17 protein-coding genes are annotated in these 18,618 nt (G+C 61.8%); 7 read left to right on the top strand and 10 right to left on the bottom strand.

Translation table 11 applies throughout. The features are described from left to right. Window positions 1-4: 4 nt before the first annotated feature. Together ACR0MM_RS14720 and ACR0MM_RS14725 are read right to left on the bottom strand one after the other, a co-directional pair. A complete protein-coding gene (locus tag ACR0MM_RS14720; protein ID WP_480697011.1) occupies window positions 5-619 on the bottom strand; it encodes an SOS response-associated peptidase in 615 nt (204 codons plus the stop codon). 3 nt (window positions 620-622) lie between these two features. Beyond that, complete coding sequence (locus tag ACR0MM_RS14725) at window positions 623-1,264, bottom strand: arylesterase (protein ID WP_480697013.1); 642 nt, start codon at window positions 1,262-1,264, stop codon at window positions 623-625. Between the two features lie 49 nt (window positions 1,265-1,313). On the opposite strand from ACR0MM_RS14725, the gene ACR0MM_RS14730 reads away from it, so the two are divergent. Next, window positions 1,314-2,009 (top strand): ABC transporter ATP-binding protein, encoded by a 696-nt coding sequence (locus ACR0MM_RS14730; protein ID WP_480697015.1) that lies wholly within the window; start codon window positions 1,314-1,316, stop codon window positions 2,007-2,009. Then, window positions 2,006-4,531 (top strand): ABC transporter permease, encoded by a 2,526-nt coding sequence (locus ACR0MM_RS14735; RefSeq protein WP_480697017.1) that lies wholly within the window; start codon window positions 2,006-2,008, stop codon window positions 4,529-4,531. The genes ACR0MM_RS14730 and ACR0MM_RS14735 overlap by 4 nt, the downstream gene beginning before the upstream one ends. A 2-nt stretch (window positions 4,532-4,533) precedes the next feature. Here ACR0MM_RS14735 and ACR0MM_RS14740 read toward each other — a convergent pair whose 3' ends face one another. Further along, on the bottom strand, window positions 4,534-4,980 hold the full coding sequence (locus ACR0MM_RS14740) for an RrF2 family transcriptional regulator (protein WP_480697019.1): 447 nt from the start codon (window positions 4,978-4,980) through the stop codon (window positions 4,534-4,536). Window positions 4,981-5,077: 97 nt separating this feature from the next. On the opposite strand from ACR0MM_RS14740, the gene ACR0MM_RS14745 reads away from it, so the two are divergent. Beyond that, window positions 5,078-5,647 (top strand): gamma-glutamylcyclotransferase family protein, encoded by a 570-nt coding sequence (locus ACR0MM_RS14745; protein ID WP_480697021.1) that lies wholly within the window; start codon window positions 5,078-5,080, stop codon window positions 5,645-5,647. A 71-nt stretch (window positions 5,648-5,718) separates the two neighbouring features. Here ACR0MM_RS14745 and gltX read toward each other — a convergent pair whose 3' ends face one another. Both gltX and ACR0MM_RS14755 read right to left on the bottom strand, forming a co-directional pair. Then, window positions 5,719-7,044 carry a glutamate--tRNA ligase gene (gene gltX / locus ACR0MM_RS14750; RefSeq protein WP_480697023.1) on the bottom strand — a complete coding sequence of 442 codons (1,326 nt, stop codon included), beginning with the start codon at window positions 7,042-7,044 and terminating at the stop codon, window positions 5,719-5,721. Between the two features lie 74 nt (window positions 7,045-7,118). After that, a complete protein-coding gene (locus tag ACR0MM_RS14755) occupies window positions 7,119-7,553 on the bottom strand; it encodes a DUF1801 domain-containing protein (RefSeq protein ID WP_480697025.1) in 435 nt (144 codons plus the stop codon). A 115-nt stretch (window positions 7,554-7,668) separates the two neighbouring features. Here ACR0MM_RS14755 and ACR0MM_RS14760 point away from each other — a divergent pair, with 115 nt between their 5' ends. Continuing rightward, window positions 7,669-8,601, top strand: coding sequence for an MBL fold metallo-hydrolase (locus ACR0MM_RS14760; RefSeq protein ID WP_170343274.1), 933 nt, complete (start codon window positions 7,669-7,671; stop codon window positions 8,599-8,601). Here the strand turns inward: ACR0MM_RS14760 and ACR0MM_RS14765 are convergent, their stop codons facing one another. From ACR0MM_RS14765 to ACR0MM_RS14775, 3 genes are all read right to left on the bottom strand, one after another. Next, window positions 8,602-9,933: an NAD(P)/FAD-dependent oxidoreductase gene (locus tag ACR0MM_RS14765; protein WP_480697027.1), complete on the bottom strand. Its 1,332-nt coding sequence runs from the start codon at window positions 9,931-9,933 to the stop codon at window positions 8,602-8,604. Window positions 9,934-10,077: 144 nt separating this feature from the next. Then, a complete protein-coding gene (locus tag ACR0MM_RS14770) occupies window positions 10,078-10,353 on the bottom strand; it encodes a hypothetical protein (protein WP_480697029.1) in 276 nt (91 codons plus the stop codon). Window positions 10,354-10,652: 299 nt separating this feature from the next. Further along, the gene (locus tag ACR0MM_RS14775; protein ID WP_480697031.1) at window positions 10,653-12,311 is read right to left on the bottom strand and encodes an NAD+ synthase; all 1,659 of its coding nucleotides are present in this window, start codon (window positions 12,309-12,311) and stop codon (window positions 10,653-10,655) included. 156 nt (window positions 12,312-12,467) lie between these two features. On the opposite strand from ACR0MM_RS14775, the gene ACR0MM_RS14780 reads away from it, so the two are divergent. Continuing rightward, window positions 12,468-13,940 carry an MORN repeat-containing protein gene (locus ACR0MM_RS14780; protein ID WP_480697033.1) on the top strand — a complete coding sequence of 491 codons (1,473 nt, stop codon included), beginning with the start codon at window positions 12,468-12,470 and terminating at the stop codon, window positions 13,938-13,940. A 4-nt stretch (window positions 13,941-13,944) separates the two neighbouring features. Here ACR0MM_RS14780 and ACR0MM_RS14785 read toward each other — a convergent pair whose 3' ends face one another. Next, window positions 13,945-14,610 carry an SDR family NAD(P)-dependent oxidoreductase gene (locus tag ACR0MM_RS14785; protein ID WP_480697035.1) on the bottom strand — a complete coding sequence of 222 codons (666 nt, stop codon included), beginning with the start codon at window positions 14,608-14,610 and terminating at the stop codon, window positions 13,945-13,947. 287 nt (window positions 14,611-14,897) lie between these two features. Between ACR0MM_RS14785 and ACR0MM_RS14790 the strand changes: the two genes are divergently transcribed. Beyond that, window positions 14,898-16,469, top strand: coding sequence for a 2-isopropylmalate synthase (locus tag ACR0MM_RS14790; RefSeq protein WP_480697037.1), 1,572 nt, complete (start codon window positions 14,898-14,900; stop codon window positions 16,467-16,469). A gap of 152 nt (window positions 16,470-16,621) precedes the next feature. On the opposite strand, the gene ACR0MM_RS14795 is transcribed toward ACR0MM_RS14790, so the two are convergent. Further along, window positions 16,622-17,407 carry a 23S rRNA (adenine(2030)-N(6))-methyltransferase RlmJ gene (locus ACR0MM_RS14795; RefSeq protein WP_480697039.1) on the bottom strand — a complete coding sequence of 262 codons (786 nt, stop codon included), beginning with the start codon at window positions 17,405-17,407 and terminating at the stop codon, window positions 16,622-16,624. Between the two features lie 156 nt (window positions 17,408-17,563). On the opposite strand from ACR0MM_RS14795, the gene ACR0MM_RS14800 reads away from it, so the two are divergent. Further along, window positions 17,564-18,610 (top strand): rod shape-determining protein, encoded by a 1,047-nt coding sequence (locus tag ACR0MM_RS14800; RefSeq protein WP_093963423.1) that lies wholly within the window; start codon window positions 17,564-17,566, stop codon window positions 18,608-18,610. The last annotated feature ends 8 nt before the right edge of the window (window positions 18,611-18,618 follow it).

An 18,618-nucleotide genomic window follows, 5' to 3' on the forward strand; every position in this document is an offset into this window, starting at 1 on the left:
GCGGTCAAGGCCCCGACCAATCCACCCCTTCGGCTTTTTCAATCTTCAGTCTTCCGTTTGGCCACGGGACACAAAGGCTTGCCGCTTGCCTGTCCGATCCGTTCAGCCAGGTCCGGACGTCTTCGGGCCGCAACAGGACACCCATGCGGTGGTGGATCGGCCGCAGATCATCGTTCGGCTCGCAGGTCACAGCAGCGAACTGATCGACATGCTGACCACCGGGCGCGATCCATCTGTCCGTAATCGCGGCAAACAACAAGGGGATTCCGTCGGCGGATTCAATCCGCCACGCGGTTTTGCGGCGCTTTTCGCCAGTCCACTCGTACCAGCCATCAACCGGAACAACCGCGCGACCGACACCTAGAAAAGCAGATTTGTCAAAAACCGTTTCCGACCGCGCATTGATGATCGTTTCCATGACCGGTCGCCCCCGGGCATTGACGCGCCCTACGGGAATCATGCCCCACCGCATGGGCCCGGCGCCTTCAGCGGTCAGAACGATAACTTCCTGACCGGGCTGTATGTTCTGGCGCGGCTGCTCATCCGGCCAAGCAGTTTCTTGACCCAGGAATTCGGAAATCTGGGAAAACGGCCGCGTCAGAAAGAACCGCCCGGGCACGGTTTACTGCCGCTGTTTTGCGGCGGCGATCAGATCAAGGACAGCAGGTCCAAGATCATCCACGATCAGCGCAACGCCGCGCGCATTGGGGTGGATCCCGTCTGGTTGCATGTAGGTCTGCACGGCTCCGGGGTCGCCCCCCGCCTGCAATCCGGAAAAAAAGCTGGGGGCGAAAAGTGTGCCGAACTGGGTGGCCAAATCAGGATAAATCGCATCAAACGCCTGTTTGTAGTCCGCACCATAATTGCCCGGGGCCTGCATGCCGATCAGCAGAACCGGAACCTTGGCCGTTTGCGCCTCGGTCAGAATTTTTTCCAGATTCGACTTCGAGACCGCCGGGTCGATTCCACGAAGAACGTCGTTTCCGCCCAGCGCCACGATCATCCCGTCCACCTCTGGTGTCAGGGTCCAGCCCACACGCGCCGCACCGCCGGCCGTTGTGTCCCCGGAAACACCGGCGTTGATTATCTTCACCTCGACGCCTTGCGCATCCAGCCACCGGTTCAGTTGAGGGACGAACCCATCCTCCTCAACAAGGCCGTAGCCTTGAGTCAGCGAGTCTCCGAGAGCGGCCAGGACCACCGGCTCGGCTGTGGCAGCAATGCCGCAGAGCGACAACAGCCCCGCCGCCAGAGCCTTGCGCAAATTCCTGACCGCTCCATATCCCAAATGATTGCCCCTTTCGGAAAGACTGATGACTGAACCCGTTCTGACACTCCAAAATGCCGCTTTGTCGCTGGATGGCAATGCCGGACCCGTTGAAATCTTGCGGGAAATCAATCTGACCGTGAAAGAGGGAGAAACGCTGGGCCTCGTCGGCCCGTCTGGTTCGGGTAAATCCTCGCTGTTGATGCTGATGGGTGGGCTGGAGCAGACGACCTCAGGTCGCATTACCGCATTGGGTCAGGACCTGACCTCGATGAGTGAGGATGCGCTTGCCCGCTTTCGTCGTGACGCGATGGGCGTCGTTTTCCAGAATTTCCATCTGATCCCGACCATGACGGCGCTTGAAAACGTAGCCACCCCGCTGGAACTGGCCGGTCACCGCGATGCCTTCGATCGGGCCGAGGCCGAATTGGCGGCGGTGGGGCTTTCGCATCGGCGCGATCACTATCCGGCGCAACTGTCGGGCGGCGAACAACAGCGGGTCGCGCTGGCCCGCGCTTCGGCCCCGCGGCCTCGGATCCTGTTGGCGGACGAACCGACCGGCAATCTGGATGAGACGAATGGCGCGGCCATCGTTGATTTGCTGTTCGGCCTGCGTGACCGGCACGGGGCAACGCTGGTTCTGGTCACACACAGCCACTCGCTGGCCCGAAGATGCGACCGGGTCGCCCGATTGCGCAACGGCCGCATCACCGAAGAGGCCAGCCAAGAGGCAGCGGAATGAGCTTGCGCCTGGCGACGCGCCTGGCCCGACGTGAACTCAGGGGCGGCTTACGCGGTTTTCGGGTTTTTCTGGCCTGCCTGACCCTGGGGGTTGCCGCTATTGCTGCGGTTGGATCGGTGCGGCAAGCAATCATGACCGGCCTTGCACAAGAGGGGGCAGCCTTGCTGGGCGGCGATGCCCAGATCGAGCTGACCTACCGCTTTGCGGACGAAGCAGAAACCGCATGGATGGAGCAGAACGCCGATCGCGTGTCCGAAGTCGTCGATTTCCGCTCGATGGCCGTGACCCGCAGCGACGCACCGCTACGCGGACTTACTCAGGTCAAGGCCATCGATGACGCCTATCCTCTGATCGGCACCGTCCAACTGGACCCCGAGATCTCGCTGTCCAAGGCGTTGGACGGAAATGCCACTCTTCCCGGGGCAGTGATGGACCCGGTTCTGATCGAGCGTCTGGGGCTGGACATCGGCGACAGTTTTGCACTGGGCACGCAGGACTTTGTGCTGGCTGCCGCCCTGATATCCGAACCCGACGCGGCCGGAGATGGGTTCACCTTGGGCCCGCGCACATTGGTTCGCACAACCGATCTGAAAAACTCGGGCCTATTGCAGCCCGGCACGCTGTTTTCAACCAAATACCGTATGGACCTGCCGGTCGAGGCCGACCTCGCAGAACTCTCGCAACAGGCCGAGAGCGTTCTGCAAGGCTCAGGACTGCGCTGGACCGATGCGCGCAACGGCGCACCCGGAATTGCCGAATTCGTCTCGCGCCTCGGCGCGTTCTTGGTGCTGGTGGGTCTCTCGGGTCTGGCTGTGGGCGGCATCGGCGTGTCCGCGGCCGTACGCGCCTATCTCGCCCGAAAGACCGAAACCATCGCCACACTGCGCACCCTGGGCGCAGACCGCGCCACGATCTTTCAGACCTATCTGATCCAGATCGGCGTTCTTTCGGTTGTCGGGATCGCCGCTGGTGTAGCCCTTGGCGGGCTGGCGCCGATTCTCCTGGCACCCCTGATTGAAAGCCGGCTTCCCGTACCGGCCGTTTTCTCTGTCTATCCGCAACCGCTGTTCGAGGCGGCATTGTATGGCCTGCTGACCGCCTTGCTTTTCACCCTGTGGCCCCTTGCCCGGGCGGAGGACGTCCGGGCAGCGACCCTGTTCCGCGATGAGCTGAGCAGTGCCCGCAGGCTGCCCCGCGCCGCTTACCTGTTTGCGACGGGCCTGGCCCTGGCGACACTGATCGCCACCGCCGCTTGGTTCAGCGGCTCCCCCTGGCTAACCCTCTGGACCGGAGGTGGATTTGTCGGCGCATTGGTGCTGTTGGCGCTGTCGGCCCATGGCATCCGCTATGTGGCAAAAAGGACCGCAACACGCGCCCGCGGCCGCCCGGCGTTGCGTTGGGCACTTGCCGCAATTTCCGACCCCCGTGAAGGTGCCGCATCGGTGGTCCTGTCTCTGGGATTGGGGCTGTCGGTTCTGGCTGCGGTCGGACAGATCGACGGCACTCTGCGCAATGCGATATCCGGGAACCTGCCAGACGTGGCGCCGTCTTACTTTTTCGTGGACATCCAAAAAGACCAGATGCCCGGCTTCAGCAGCCGGCTTGAAAATGACCCCGGTGTCACACGCGTAGAAAGCGCACCAATGCTGCGCGGAATCATCTCGCAGATCAACGGCCAGCCCGCACATCAGGTTGCGGGCGATCATTGGGTTCTGGAGGGCGATCGCGGCGTGACCTATTCGGACAATGCGCCACAAAACGCCCGCATCACCGCCGGGGAATGGTGGCCAGAGGACTATTCAGGCCCGCCTCAGATCAGCTTTGCTGCGGAAGAGGCCGAGGAAATGGGTCTCAAGCTTGGTGACGAACTGACGGTGAACATTCTCGGGCGTGATATCACCGCGACCATAACATCGCTGCGCGAGGTGGATTTCTCGAACGCGGGCATGGGATTCATCATGTCGATGAACCCGTCCGCACTGGCCGGCGCGCCTCATAGTTTCATTGCAACGGTCTACGCCGAGGAAGAGGCCGAGGCAGCCATCCTTCAAGACCTTGCAACCCAGTTCCCCAACATCACCGCGATCCGGGTTCGGGACGCGATCGACCGTGTCTCGGGGCTGCTTGCCGGCTTGGCCTCGGCCACTTCCTACGGCGCCGGTGTGTCTTTGCTGACCGGTTTTCTGGTTCTGATCGGCGCCGCCGCTGCGGGAGAGCCCGCGCGTCGCTACGAGGCCGCAATCCTCAAGACGATCGGCGCAGATCGCCAACGGATACTTCTCAGCTTTGGCTTGCGCTCGGCGCTGCTGGGTGCGGCCGCGGGCTGCGTGGCGCTGCTGGCCGGCATCCTTGGCGGCTGGGCTGTGGCGACATTCATTTTCGATACCAGCTTTGCGGTGATATGGCCTTCGGCATTGGGTATCGTCGCTGCCGGGCTGGCCGTCACGCTGCTGGCGGGGCTGTTCTTCGCCCTCCGCCCCCTATCCGTCAGCCCGGCCCGCGTCTTGCGGGCCAGCGATTGAATTCAACGCGCGCAGGTAACGGGTTGCAGAATTTTCAGCAGCGGATCGTTGTCGCAAACCAAAGCGTCCAGCGATATTTCATCCAGCGACGCAAAGAAGACCTCGGCCGCGTCCTGCAGCGCCAGACGCAGGCGGCAGGCATCGGTCAACGGACAGGTGTTGTCGGCATCCGCAAAACACTCGGCGATCGGCAAACTGCCCTCGACATGGCGGAAGACGGATCCGATCCGGATCTGGTCCGCCGGCCGCCCAAGAGTCATGCCGCCGTTGCGACCGCGCTGCGTACTCAGATACCCCAACTGACCCAGCTGGTTGATGACTTGGGCCAGGTGGTTTTCCGAGATGTTGCAGACATCCGCAATCTCGGATTTCGTCACGAGCCGGTCGGGATGCGCAGCGCAATACATCAACAGCCGCATTGCGATATTTGTTCGTTTGGTGATCCGCATCAGATCCTCCCCCCGAATTTCAAGATGCAGCCTTATTGCACAGGCCGCAAAAAAACGGTTTGACATACATCAATCGTCAAAAAGGACAGCACGCGACATGGCAGAGCCCTATTTCTTTGGCTATGGCAGCCTCGTAAACCTTGCCACGCATGACTTTCCCGACCCGCGACCGGCGCGACTCAAAGGCTGGCGCCGGGCGTGGCGGCATACCGATCTGCGCCCGGTCGCCTTCTTGACCGCGGTGCCGGATCCCGACTGCGAGATCGACGGCATGATCGCACATGTCCCCAAAAACGACTGGGCAGCACTGGATGAACGGGAGTGGGCCTATGATCGGATCCCCGCCACCCACGCCATAACTCATCCTCTGAAGAAAGAGGTCGAGATTGCGGTCTATGCTGTTCCGGAACAGCACCGCAAGGACCCGACGCACAGCCACCCGGTTTTGCTCAGCTATGTGGACGTTGTGGTGCAGGGGTATTTGCGCGCATTCGGCTTGCCGGGTGTCGAGCGTTTCTTCGCCACAACCGACGGGTGGGACGCGCCGATCCTGAATGACCGGAACGCGCCGCGTTATCCGCGCCACCAACAGCTTCACCCCGACGAAACAGCCTTGGTCGATGAGCACCTGTCCCGGGTCCCGGCCCGGATCGTTCAGACCGCGTGAAAAAGGCGGGCGCCTGCAGCACCCGCCTCTGGTTCTTGTTCAGATCGAAGGCGACACCGCTCCGCGGTGTCTTATTTTCGCGCCCGCACGACCTGCAGCAACGGCAGAAAGGTCGCCATCTCGGGGCCACGCTCCATTCCGGTCAGCGCCTTGCGCAGGGGCATGAACAGGCCCTTGCCCTTGCGCCCGGTCGCCTCTTTCACGGCCGCGGTCCACTTGCCCCAGGTCTCGCCGTCAAACGGCCCCTCGGGCAGCAGTTCCATCGCCTGCGCAACGAATTCGCGGTCTTCGTCGTCGATCAGCGGCTCGGCCCCGTCGCGGCACAGTTCCCACCAGCCCTTCAGGTCGTTCAGCGTGGTGATGTTCTCGCGCGCCATCATCCAGAACGGCTCGGCCAGTTCATCGGGTACACCGGCCGCGGCCACCGCGTCGGCAACCTTCTCGAGCGGCAGCGTCTGCAGATACCGGGCCGTCAGCGGAAACAGGTCCTGCACGTCGAACTTGGTCGACGCCGACCCGAACCGAGTCACGTCGAAACCTTCGATCAACTCGGCCATGTCGCTGCGCAGTTCGACTGGGTCGGACGAGCCCAACCGCGCCATCAGGCTCAGCAGCGCCATAGGCTGAACGCCCTGCTCGCGCAGATCGCGCAGCGCCAGCGTGCCAAGACGCTTGGACAGCGCCTCACCCTGCGGGCCGGTCAGCAACGAGTGATGGGCAAAACGCGGAACGGTTCCGCCCAGCGCCTTGATGATCTGGATCTGGGTCGCGGTGTTGGTCACGTGGTCGGCACCGCGCACCACGTCAGTCACGCCCATCTCGGTATCGTCCACGACCGAGGCCAGCGTGTACAGCACCTGCCCGTCGCCGCGGATCAGCACCGGATCCGACACCGAGGCCGCATCGATCGACACGTCACCCAGTATGCCGTCCGTCCACTCGATGCGCTCATGATCCAGCTTGAACCGCCACACACCGTTGCCGCGTTCAGACCGCAGCGCCTCTTTCTCGGCCTCCGACAGGTTCAGGGCGGCGCGGTCATAGACCGGCGGCTTGCCCATGTTCAGCTGCTTCTTGCGCTTGAGGTCCAGCTCGGTCGGGGTTTCAAACGCCTCGTAGAACCGGCCGATCTCGCGCAGCTTGTCGGCGGCTTCCGCATAGCGGTCCAGCCGGTCCGACTGCCGTTCGACCCGATCCCAGTGCAGACCCAGCCACTCGAGATCCTGCTTGATCGCATCAACATATTCTTCCTTCGACCGTTCGGGGTCGGTGTCGTCGATACGCAGAATGAACGTGCCGCCGGCCTTGCGGGCGATCAGATAGTTCATCAGCGCGGTGCGCAGGTTGCCCACATGAATATAACCGGTGGGCGAAGGGGCGAAACGGGTGGTTGTCATGGATGTCTCCTGTTGGCGCGGCTCATGTCACATGAGCGCGTTTTTGTCCAGAAGGCGGTGCGAATGCTTGCCGTTTACTCGGACTTGATCGGCCAACGTGATGACAGGTCATCCAACCCTGCGCGGATCAATTCGGCCAACACGTCCTCGTCAATGTCCGACAGCTTGTTCACGTACAGACATGACTTGCCGGTCTTGTGCTTGCCCAAGCGCGCCAGAATACTGCCGAAATCGGAGTAGCACGGCATGATATAGATCGAAAACGCGGCCTTGCGTGGGGAAAACCCGGTGGCAAGAAACGTGCCTTCCCGCCCGGACTTGTAGCGGTAGTCATACCGCCCGTATCCAACGATGGATGGCCCCCACATGACTGGCCGAAACCCGGTGACGGTTTCAAACAGGGTGTTCAGCCTCTGCGCCTCCGTAGCGCGCGCGGCCGGCAGGATCGCCGCCAAGAATTCCTGGACGCTTTGATCCGTCGGAACGGTTTTGTTTCCTGAGCGGGACATGAACAAGATTTAACATGCGATCGGCCAGCGCGCAGCCCATATGGTAGAGTGGAAAGTGGCAATTATCCGAAAGCGTTCTAATTCGTCGCACGTAATCTGACAGGGAGACTTTGAAATGACCATGAAACTGACCCGCCGGGCCGCTTTGGGCACGGCCGTTGCGCTACCTTTTGCATCTATCGCGACACAGTCACTGGCTGCCGGGGCCGAAACCAAGGCCAACTCGACCGTCGCCCGCAGCTTTCAACTGGGCGATTTCACGGTCACGACCCTGTTGGATGGCAGCCTGCCGAGAGACGGCGCCCAAGAGATTTTCGGCGGTGGCGCGTCAGACGAGGAGTTTGCCAAGGTATCGGCCGACAATTTCATCTCGCCCGACATTGCCCAGTTCTTCTTCACGCCAACGCTCGTCAATACCGGATCCGAACTGATCCTGTTTGACACGGGATTGGGCCAAGGCGGTATCCAGAAGGCTCTGGCCGATGCGGGCGTTGGCCCCGAGGCGATCAACGTTGTCGTACTGACCCACATGCACCCCGACCACATTGGCGGCATGACGACCAACGATGCCGCGACCTTTCCGAACGCACGCTATGTGACCGCCGCGGCCGAGTACGATTTCTGGTCAGCACAGGAGGCCGGCAACCGCGTCGGCGACCTTGTGGCAGCCAAGGTCACCCCGATGGCTGAAAAGATGTCGTTCATCGAAGACGGCGGCGAGGTCGCATCCGGCGTGACCGCCATGGCGGCCTTCGGGCATACGCCTGGCCATATGGTCTATCATCTCGAAAGCAACGGTCAGCGGCTGATCCTGACCGCCGATCTTGCCAATCACTATGTCTGGTCCTTCGCGCATCCGGAATGGGAAGTCCGGTTTGACATGGACAAGGCGGCGGCCACCGCATCCCGTCGGAACGTGTTGGGTATGCTTGCCGCGGACAAGGTCCCGATGATCGGGTACCACATGCCTTTCCCGGCCGCCGGCTATGTCGAGCCGCGCGGCGAAGGCTTCCGCTTTGTACCCGTCAGCTATCAGATGATGGGCTGATCAATACCCCGGATCCGGCCGTACTTTCGTACCGTCCGAAAACCGCGACAGTCGAAAGGCGGCCGGGTCTACACAAGGCGCTGTGTTCGTCACCATATCGGCCACCAGGCGGCCGGCACCGGGGCCTATGCCAAATCCATGTCCCGAAAATCCGGTTGCAATCACCAGTCCCGGGATTTCCCGCACGTTCGAGATGACCGGGATTGCATCCGGGGTCACATCGATCATCCCGGCCCAGCTCTGCACGATTTCGGCACCAACCAGTGCCGGAAGCGCCTGACGGGCCTTGGCCCATGACTTGCGGAGCGCCTTCTGCGACGGCTCGGGGTCCAGGATCCGACAGAGTTCGAACGGGGTTACGTCGGTGGGCGTCCATGACCGGCGCTGACGCGCCTCAATGGTCCAGCGGTGCGACAGGCGGAATCTGAGCGATTTCCATTCCTGCGCGTATGCCGGCAGGAATTTCGCGGCCAACCGAAAGCTGTCAGGAACGATATCCACCGTGTTTTCATGGCCCGAGGCGATCGTGTACCCGCCGTCGGCGCGTTTGCGAATGGCAAAATCATCCGACCAAAGAGCTGTTTCCGGACCCGGTTCCACAGGCGAGGTCCGCAGAACCGTGTTCAGCACCTTCAGCTGTGGCAGGGCAATGCCTTCGTTACCGGCAAACAACCGCGACCATGCCCCCCCGGCCAGAACCACTTGATCGCAAGCGACCCGCCCCCGTTCCGTGTAAACCCCGGCAACACGACCAGCTTGCAGGTCGAGGCAGCGTACCGCGCAATTCGTCATGATGACCGCGCCTTGGTCACGCGCCGCCTCGGCCAACGCCGGAGCAACCCATTGCGGCTCGGCCCGTCCGTCCTGCGGCGTGAAAAGCGCGGCCTTCAGCTCGGTCTTGAGGCCGGGCATGTGCTGTTCCAACTCGGATCCGGAAACCATGCGCGCTCCGGTCTGGTAGCCTTCGAGGTTTCGCAACCAGCGTTCCATTTCAGCTGCGGACCGGTCGGTCCGCGCACCGAACAGAATGCCGGATTGCACATAGCCGGTTTTGCGCCCGATCCGCTCATCAAGCGATTGCCAGATCCTGAGCGACTCGGTCATCAACGGTATTTCGCGCGGGTCGCGCAGCCCCAGGCGAACCCAGCCCCAGTTCCTGGAACTCTGTTCAGCGCCGATCTGGCCCTTTTCACACAAGAGGACGGAATTGCCACGTTCCGCCAGTTCCAGCGCAGTTGAGACACCGATAATCCCTCCGCCGACGATCACGACGTCAACGGATTTGGGCAGGCAAAGATCGGATTCAACAGGGTTGGGCTTGGGGCCGGGCATCAACGGATCTTGTTAGTCAGACACGAGCTTCATCGAGCCTTGGCAAACGTCATCCGGCAATCCTGAATAACGGAAAAAGCATCACTTTGTTCGGCTGTGTGGCGTCGATGCAAACGCCACAATGGAACTAGACCGGCACCCGGTTCAGGCTGCGCCCGAGAACTCGGCCCATTTTTGACGCAACAAAGCTGCGACACCCGAGTTTTGGGTCTCTGCCTCGGTCTCTTCGGGTTGAAGCTCGGGCAATTCCGGGTGTTTGGCTGAGAACTCCTCGGACGGCTCCTCGCTCTCTGCGTCAGCCTCGGCCAACACACCGGCGATTGCCGCTTCCAGACGCGCCTCATCCAATTCGCGCGCCGGCGTCTCCATTGACTTGTACCTCAACGGCGCATGCAGCGGTTTGTCATATCCATCAACCATCGGACCACCTAAACCTTATAACCGGCACCCCACCACGGATGCGTCACCAGAAAACTTGGTCTTCAACTGCGCTTCGGCCGACAGATCAATGCCCGGCCCCCGCGCGCCGATCTTTCAAAATATGTGGCAAGATCGGTCCTAAACTATGGCAAAAAAATGTCCCAAAAACAAGGAGGCGGCCAAGCGCTGCCAGCAATACCGCCCCAACCGCAGAACAGTCAGGGTGGGGGCCCCTCATTGCTGCCGATTTGTAAACAAACACCCGGACCCGGGCACAGGGCGCTCAGCCGCAGTTTCCGTCAGCTCGGATCGCGCCAACGATTCACGATCGGATAGCGCCGGTCCAACCAGAAGGCCCGAGGTGTCAGGCGCGTGCCCGGCGCGGACTGAAAGCGTTTGTATTCGCTGATATAGATCAGATGCTCGACACGTCGGGCATCAGCCTCCTCGTACCCGGCTGCAACACAATCCGCGATCGAGCCATCCTGATCAACCAGGATGTCGAGAATACCGTCCAGAACCGGGTAATCCGGCAGGCTGTCGCTGTCCTTCTGATCCTCGCGCAGCTCGGCACTGGGTGGTTTGTCGATGACTGAGGGGCGAATGACCTCGCCGGCGGGTCCTTTCATCCAGTCGCGGTAATTGGCATTGCGCCAGCGGCAGGTTTCGAACACCCGGGTCTTGTACAGATCCTTGATCGGGTTGTAGCCGCCATTCATGTCGCCATAGATCGTGGCATATCCGACCGCCACTTCGGATTTGTTGCCGGTGGTCAACAGCATCTCGCCAAACTTGTTGGACATCGCCATCAACAGCAGACCGCGCAGACGGGACTGGATGTTCTCCTCGGTAATATCGGCCTGAAGACCGTCAAACAGCGGCGCCAGGGTCTCGGTGACGGCGGCGCGGGACTGGCTGATCGGAACGTAGTCGTATCGCACACCCAGCGCCTTGGCGACGGCTTCGGCATCCTCCAGCGACTCGGCGCTGGTGTATTCCGACGGCAGCATCACGCATCGCACATTGTCGGCCCCGAGAGCGTCAACCGCGATGGCGGCAACTAGCCCGGAATCGACGCCTCCGGACAGTCCCAGCAGTGCTTTGGAAAACCCGGTCTTGCCCATATAGTCGCGCAACGCCTGCACCATGGCGCGATAGTCCTGCTCCCACGCGTCCGGCTGCTCGGCGATTTCGGCGGGAACGATGACCCATCCTTCATCACCGCGCCGCAGATCGATCTGCATCACCGCCTCGTCGAAGACCGGCATTCGAAAGGCCAGTTCGCCGCCGGGATTCAGGCCAAATGTCCCACCATCGAAAACCTGATCATCCTGCCCGCCCACCATGTTGAGGTAGATCACCGGCAGCCCGGTTTCGACCACACGGGCCACCATCTGGTTCAGGCGCACATCGTGCTTGTCGCGGAAATAAGGTGATCCGTTGGGGATCAGAAGAAACTCGGCGCCCGTCTCCTGCAGCGTCTCGGCAACATCCTCGTGCCAACCATCCTCGCAGATCGGACTGCCGATACGGGTGTTGCCTACCGCATAGGGGCCACCCAACGGCCCGGAGTCGAACAACCGAACCTCGTCGAACACAGTCTCGTTGGGCAAATGGTGTTTCAACACCTTGCTGACGATCCGCCCCCGGCTGAGGATCAAATAGGCGTTGTAGAGGTTGCCACCCTCGACCCAAGGCCCCCCGATGGCCATCGCCGGACCATCCGCGCAGGATTCCGCCAACTGCTGCACAGCCGCCATGGCAGCCTTGTGAAACGGCGGCTTCAGAACCAGGTCCTGAGTATTGTAGCCAGTGATGAACATCTCGGGCAGAGCCACCAGATCGGCCCCCGCAGCGCGGCCTTGCTCCCATGCGGAACGGGCTTTTGCGGCGTTGCCTGCAATGTCGCCCACCGTCGGGTTCAGCTGCGCCAGCGTGATGCGGAAATGGTCGGCCATCTTTGCCCTCTTGCCCTCGTCACCTGAAAAGGCATTTAGCAGATCAGGCCGCAAGTGAAAGGCCAATGCGGCAAAACCCGTTGCCCGACCTTCATCAGTGTCATAGTTTTGCACGAACCAATGCACCACGGGACAATCGGGCAGGCAGGGACTACCATGAACGCTTTTCGTACAACGATTGCCGTTGCCGCAATGGGCATCGCCGCACAGAGCGCGTCCGCGCAGCAGGGCCAGATCATCACCGCGGATGACGATGTGGGCGGGGTCTACGAAGGCACCTTTGAAAACGGGCTGCGTCACGGAACCGGCACCTATCGCCTGCCCGACGGCTTTGAATACACCGGTGAGTGGGTCGAAGGAGAAATTCAGGGCAAGGGCGTGGCACGTTACGCCAATGGATCGGTCTACGAGGGCGATTTCGTCAAAGGTCGCCCGCACGGCAAGGGCAAGATCACCTTTGCCGACGGCGGCACCTACGAGGGCGACTGGACCGACGGTGCGATAAACGGAACCGGCATCGCGCAATACGCAAACGGAATGCGTTACGAAGGTGGCTTCAAGAACGCCCAGCATGACGGCAAGGGCGTCATGACCGACCCCGGCGGCTATGTCTATGATGGCGACTGGGTGGACGGCGTTCGCCAGGGCAAGGCCAAGATCACCTATGCGGACGGCGCGGTATACGAAGGCGATATCGTTGCCGGCCAGCGTCAGGGCAACGGATCGCTGACCTTGCCCGACGGCATGATCTATTCCGGCGAATGGACTGAGGACCGGATCACCGGAACCGGCGTACTGAAACAGGCCAACGGTGACGTTTACGAAGGCGCCTTGGTGGACGGGCGCCGGCAGGGCAAGGGAAAGGCGACCTACGCGAACGGCGATACCTACGAAGGCGATTTCGTCGACGACCGCCGACACGGCAAGGGTACGTTTACTGGCACCGACGGCTATGTCTACACCGGAGATTGGAAAAACGGTCAGATCGAAGGGTTGGGCGAACTGACCTATCCCGATGGCTCGGTCTATGTCGGTGACTTCAAGGCGGACCTCGCCGACGGCAAAGGCCGGATCACCTATCCTGACGGCTCGTCCTATGACGGCGACTGGGTTGCGGGGGTGATCGAAGGTCAGGGCACCGCGACCTACACGAACGGCACGATCTACAAAGGACAGTTCAAGAATGCCCGAACGCATGGCACCGGCGTTCTGACCCGGGCCGACGGCTCTCGCTACGATGGCGAGTGGGTAGAGGGCGTGCGTCAAGGCAAGGGCACAGCCACCTACGCGGATGGTACGGTCTACACGGGTGATTTCCAGAACGGTCAGCGCCATGGCCAGGGCGAGGTCGTGATGGCGAATGGCTTCAAGTATTCCGGCCAGTGGACCGAGGGCAAAATTACCGGCGCAGGTGTCGCGACATATGCAAATGGCGATGTCTATGAAGGCAACTTCGTGAACGGCAAACGCCAGGGCTCTGGAACAATGCGCTATGCAAATGGCGAAGAGGAAAGCGGCACCTGGGAAAACGGCGCCCTGTCGGAAGCGGGCGCGGCGCAACCATCGGGCAACGAGCCGCAGGCGCCGGAGGCCGAACAGGACCCGGAAGTCACCCCATCGGACGGATAGCCCGCTACCAGGGAACCGGTTGGCCGGCCCAGTCGAAGAACTGGCCGGTCTGATCAGCCGTCAGACCATCCACAACCCGCAGAAGGTTTTGGGCGGCGTCACTCGGCTCGACCGCGGGATGGCGGCCCAGGTATTTCTGCGTGAACGGGGTCTTGACCGTTCCGGGGTGCAGGGCGACGCAGATCGCATCCTTGTGGGTTCGGGCCAGTTCAATTGCGGCCGTGTGCACGATCTGGTTCACCGCCGCCTTGGCCGCGCGATAGCTGACCCAGCCGCCCAGACGGTTGTCCCCGATCGAGCCCACGCGCGCAGACAGCACGGCGAAAACCGACCGCCCATTGCGCGGCAACAAGCGATGCGCGTGTTTCAACACCAAGGCCGAGCCCACTGCGTTCAGGGCGAATTGATCCATCATGGCCTTGGCCGACACCGCCCGAATGGTCTTTTCCGGTTCCGCCCCGTCGATCTCGAGCGCACCGGATGCCACCAGAACAAGGTCGAACGGCCCCTCGATCCGGCCTAGAATCTCGTCGGCCAGTTCCGGCTGCATCAAATCCAGCCCATTTTCCGACCGCGACAGACCGACCACATGAACCGACCGCGACAGAAGCGCATTGCAGACGGCCCGGCCGATCCCACCACTTGCGCCTATGACCAAAGCATTTCTCATCGTCCTCCAGCTAGCGGAGTTGACCACGCAATCAATCCCCGTTTCCGTTCCTTTCGCGAAATCGGACAACCGCGCATTTTCCTTCTTTTCATTCCCGGTTCGGGGTGTATAACCTCGGACCCATGATCAACCGCGCAGATATCCCTTTTGCTTTCGCCGCGTCCGCCGGCGCTGCCCTGCGTGGCCTACTGATCCTAATCCGCCTCTGAGCGTGCCATCCGGCGCGCCCGCTCAGAGGAGGACGCCTGCGCGCCAATGGCTTTAGGACAGACAAGAAAGTGACCCCCATGACCAACGTGACCGACCAAGACCGCGTCTTGATCTTTGACACCACTTTGCGCGACGGCGAGCAAAGCCCCGGCGCCACCATGACCCATGACGAAAAGCTGGAAATCGCCGAGCTTCTGGACGACATGGGTGTCGACATCATCGAGGCCGGCTTTCCGATCGCCTCCGAGGGTGATTTCAAGGCCGTTTCGGAAATCGCGCAGCGATCCAAGAACGCCCGTATCTGCGGTCTGGCGCGCGCCAATTTCGCCGATATCGACCGCTGCTGGGAGGCAGTGAAACACACCGAAAAGAACCGGATCCACACCTTCATCGGCACCTCGCCGTTGCACCGCGCCATTCCGAACCTGACGCAGGACGAGATGGCCGAAAAGATCCACGAGACCGTCAGCCACGCCCGAAATCTGTGCGAAGACGTGCAATGGTCGCCGATGGATGCGACCCGGACCGAATGGGACTATCTGTGCCGCGTGATCGAGATTGCGATCAAGGCCGGCGCGACCACGATCAACATTCCCGACACGGTGGGCTATACTGCCCCGATTGAAAGCGCGGACCTGATCAAACGCCTGATCGAAACCGTTCCGGGCGCAGACGAAGTGATTTTCGCCACCCATTGCCACAACGACCTTGGAATGGCGACTGCCAACTCTCTGGCCGCCGTTGCAGGCGGGGCCCGGCAGATCGAATGCACGATCAACGGTCTGGGCGAACGCGCGGGCAATACCGCGCTGGAAGAGGTCGTGATGGCCCTGCGCACCCGCAACGATATCATGCCGTGGAAGACGGGCATCGACACCACCAAGATCATGCACATCTCGCGTCGGGTGGCGACGGTTTCGGGCTTTCCGGTGCAGTTCAACAAGGCGATCGTCGGCAAGAACGCCTTCGCACATGAAAGCGGCATCCATCAGGATGGCATGCTGAAGAACCGCGAGAATTTCGAGATCATGCGCCCCGAGGATATCGGCCTTTCGGGCACCTCGCTTCCGTTGGGCAAGCATTCCGGCCGGGCCGCGCTGCGCGACAAGCTGGAAACGCTGGGCTACGAGATCGGGGACAACCAGCTCAAGGACATCTTCGTGCGGTTCAAGGATCTGGCCGACCGCAAGAAAGAGGTGTTCGACGACGACCTGATCGCGCTGATGAGTGCAGATGACGAGGCCAATGACCACCTGCAGCTGGTCTCGATGAAAGTCACCTGCGGCACAGGCGGTCAGGCCGAAGCGACGGTCGAACTGGAGGTGGACGGCAAGGATGTCATCGCCACCGAGCACGGCGACGGGCCGGTCGACGCCACCTTCAAGGCGATCCGGGCCATCTACCCGAACAAGGCGCATCTGCAGCTCTACCAGGTGCATGCCGTAACCGAAGGTACCGACGCACAGGCCACGGTTTCTGTCCGCCTCGAGGAAGACGGCATGATCGCCACGGGCCAATCCGCGAACACGGATACCGTGGTGGCGTCGGCCAAGGCCTATATCAGCGCGCTGAACCGTCTGATCATGCGCCGCGAAAAGGCAGGCCCCGGCGCGGATGCGCGCGAGATCAGCTACAAGGATCTGACCTGATCAGACATGGCAGGCGGGTCTCCCGCCCGCGCAGCAGCCCGGCTTCGCCGCGCAGCCTGACGGACTTGGGCCCGGCACCGCGCCCAACACGTTTGGCGGCATCTTTGATGCTGTCAGACGGGGCGGGAGGCCTTCGCGCCCCCGAAGCGCCGTCAGATCTTTGCGAACAGGTCGGACAGACGCGCCGCTTCGTCTTCGATCCCGAAGGGCGCGTTGACCACGAACATGCCCGAACCGATCATCCGGTGACCCTCACGCGCAGGCGGAAACCGAACTTCGTGCACGAACGTCTTGGGAAGATCCAAGCCCTTCAGCGCCGTCACCATCGGAACGTGCCGATCATCAGTCAGGATCGGGTACCACAGGGCAGTGAGACCCACGTTCCACTTGCGGTGCAACTTGGCGATCAGCCCCGGCAGGCGGCCATAGTCCGCCTTTACCTCGTAGCTGGGGTCAATCAGCATCACCCCGCGCCGAGGCGTGGGCGGCAGAACCGACTGAGCCAGCTCGAACCCGTCCTGTCTGTAGGTCTTGGCACCGCGCCCGGTCAGCGCTTTTTTCAACGCTGCGTATTCCTGCGGATGAAGCTCGGCGAACTGCAGACTGTCCTGCGGACGCAGCAGGCTTGCCGCAATCATCGGCGAGCCCGGGTAGGCCGTTTCGCCAAACTGCGCCTGGACCGCATGCAACGCGCGTGCCAGCGGGTGATCGTCGGCAAACCACCCGTTGCTCAGCGCGCGCCCGATCCCTGCCGCCGCCTCTCCGGTCTGCACGGCCTCGGCCGCATCGAGGTGGTACAGACCACGCCCCGAATGGGTCTCTAGATAGCTGATCGGCTTGTCCTTGCGGGTCATGTAGTCCAGCATCCATGCCAACAAAGCGTGCTTTTGCACGTCCGCCAGATTTCCCGCGTGGTAAATGTGTTGATATGAGAGCATGTTGCCTTCTAAAGTCCCTGTCAAAGAGGCGGAAAGGTGCTGATTTACGCGGAATCAGGCCTTTAACCGGGCGTCATGGCACCCTATAAGTCATCCGTCCCGGAACCGTCGAGTCGCGGGCAGTAGAAAACATCTGACAGACAGGATCAGGGGAATATGGGGATCTTTGACAGTTTGGGCGGCCTGTTCACAGCGGATATGGCCATCGACCTCGGGACGGCCAACACGCTGGTCTACGTCAAGGGGCGCGGCGTGATCCTGTCTGAACCCTCGGTTGTCGCCTACCATGTCAAGGACGGCGTCAAGAAGGTTCTGGCCGTGGGCGAGGACGCCAAGCTGATGCTGGGCCGCACCCCCGGCTCGATCGAGGCCATCCGCCCCATGCGCGAGGGTGTGATCGCCGATTTCGACACCGCGGAAGAGATGATCAAGCACTTCATCCGCAAGGTGCACAAGCGTTCGACCTTCTCGAAGCCCAAGATCATCGTCTGCGTTCCCCATGGGGCAACGCCGGTTGAAAAACGCGCGATCCGTCAGTCGGTTCTGTCAGCAGGCGCGCGGCGCGCGGGTCTGATCGCCGAGCCGATTGCCGCCGCCATCGGAGCCGGGATGCCGATCACCGATCCCACCGGCAACATGGTCGTGGATATTGGCGGCGGAACCACCGAAGTGGCCGTTCTGTCGCTGGGCGACATCGTCTATGCTCGCTCGGTCCGCGTGGGGGGCGACCGCATGGACGAGGCGATCATCTCGTACCTGCGCCGGCAGCAGAACCTGCTGGTGGGCGAATCCACCGCCGAGCGGATCAAGACCACCATCGGCACCGCCCGGATGCCCGATGACGGGCGCGGGCAGTCGATGCACATCCGCGGGCGCGACCTTCTGAACGGTGTCCCCAAAGAAATCGAGATCAGCCAGGCCCAGGTGGCCGAGGCTCTGTCGGAACCCGTCCAGCAGATCTGCGAGGCGGTGATGACCGCGCTGGAAACCACCCCGCCGGATCTGGCCGCGGACATCGTGGACCGGGGCGTGATGCTGACCGGTGGCGGCGCGCTGCTGGGTGATCTGGACCTGGCCCTGCGCGAACAGACCGGATTGGCCGTGTCGATTGCCGACGAAAGCCTGAATTGTGTGGCTTTGGGCACCGGCAAGGCGCTGGAATACGAAAAACAGCTGCGCCACGCGATTGACTACGAAAGCTAAGGCGCGCA

It is taken from the genome of Ruegeria sp. BC6, from assembly GCF_056539185.1.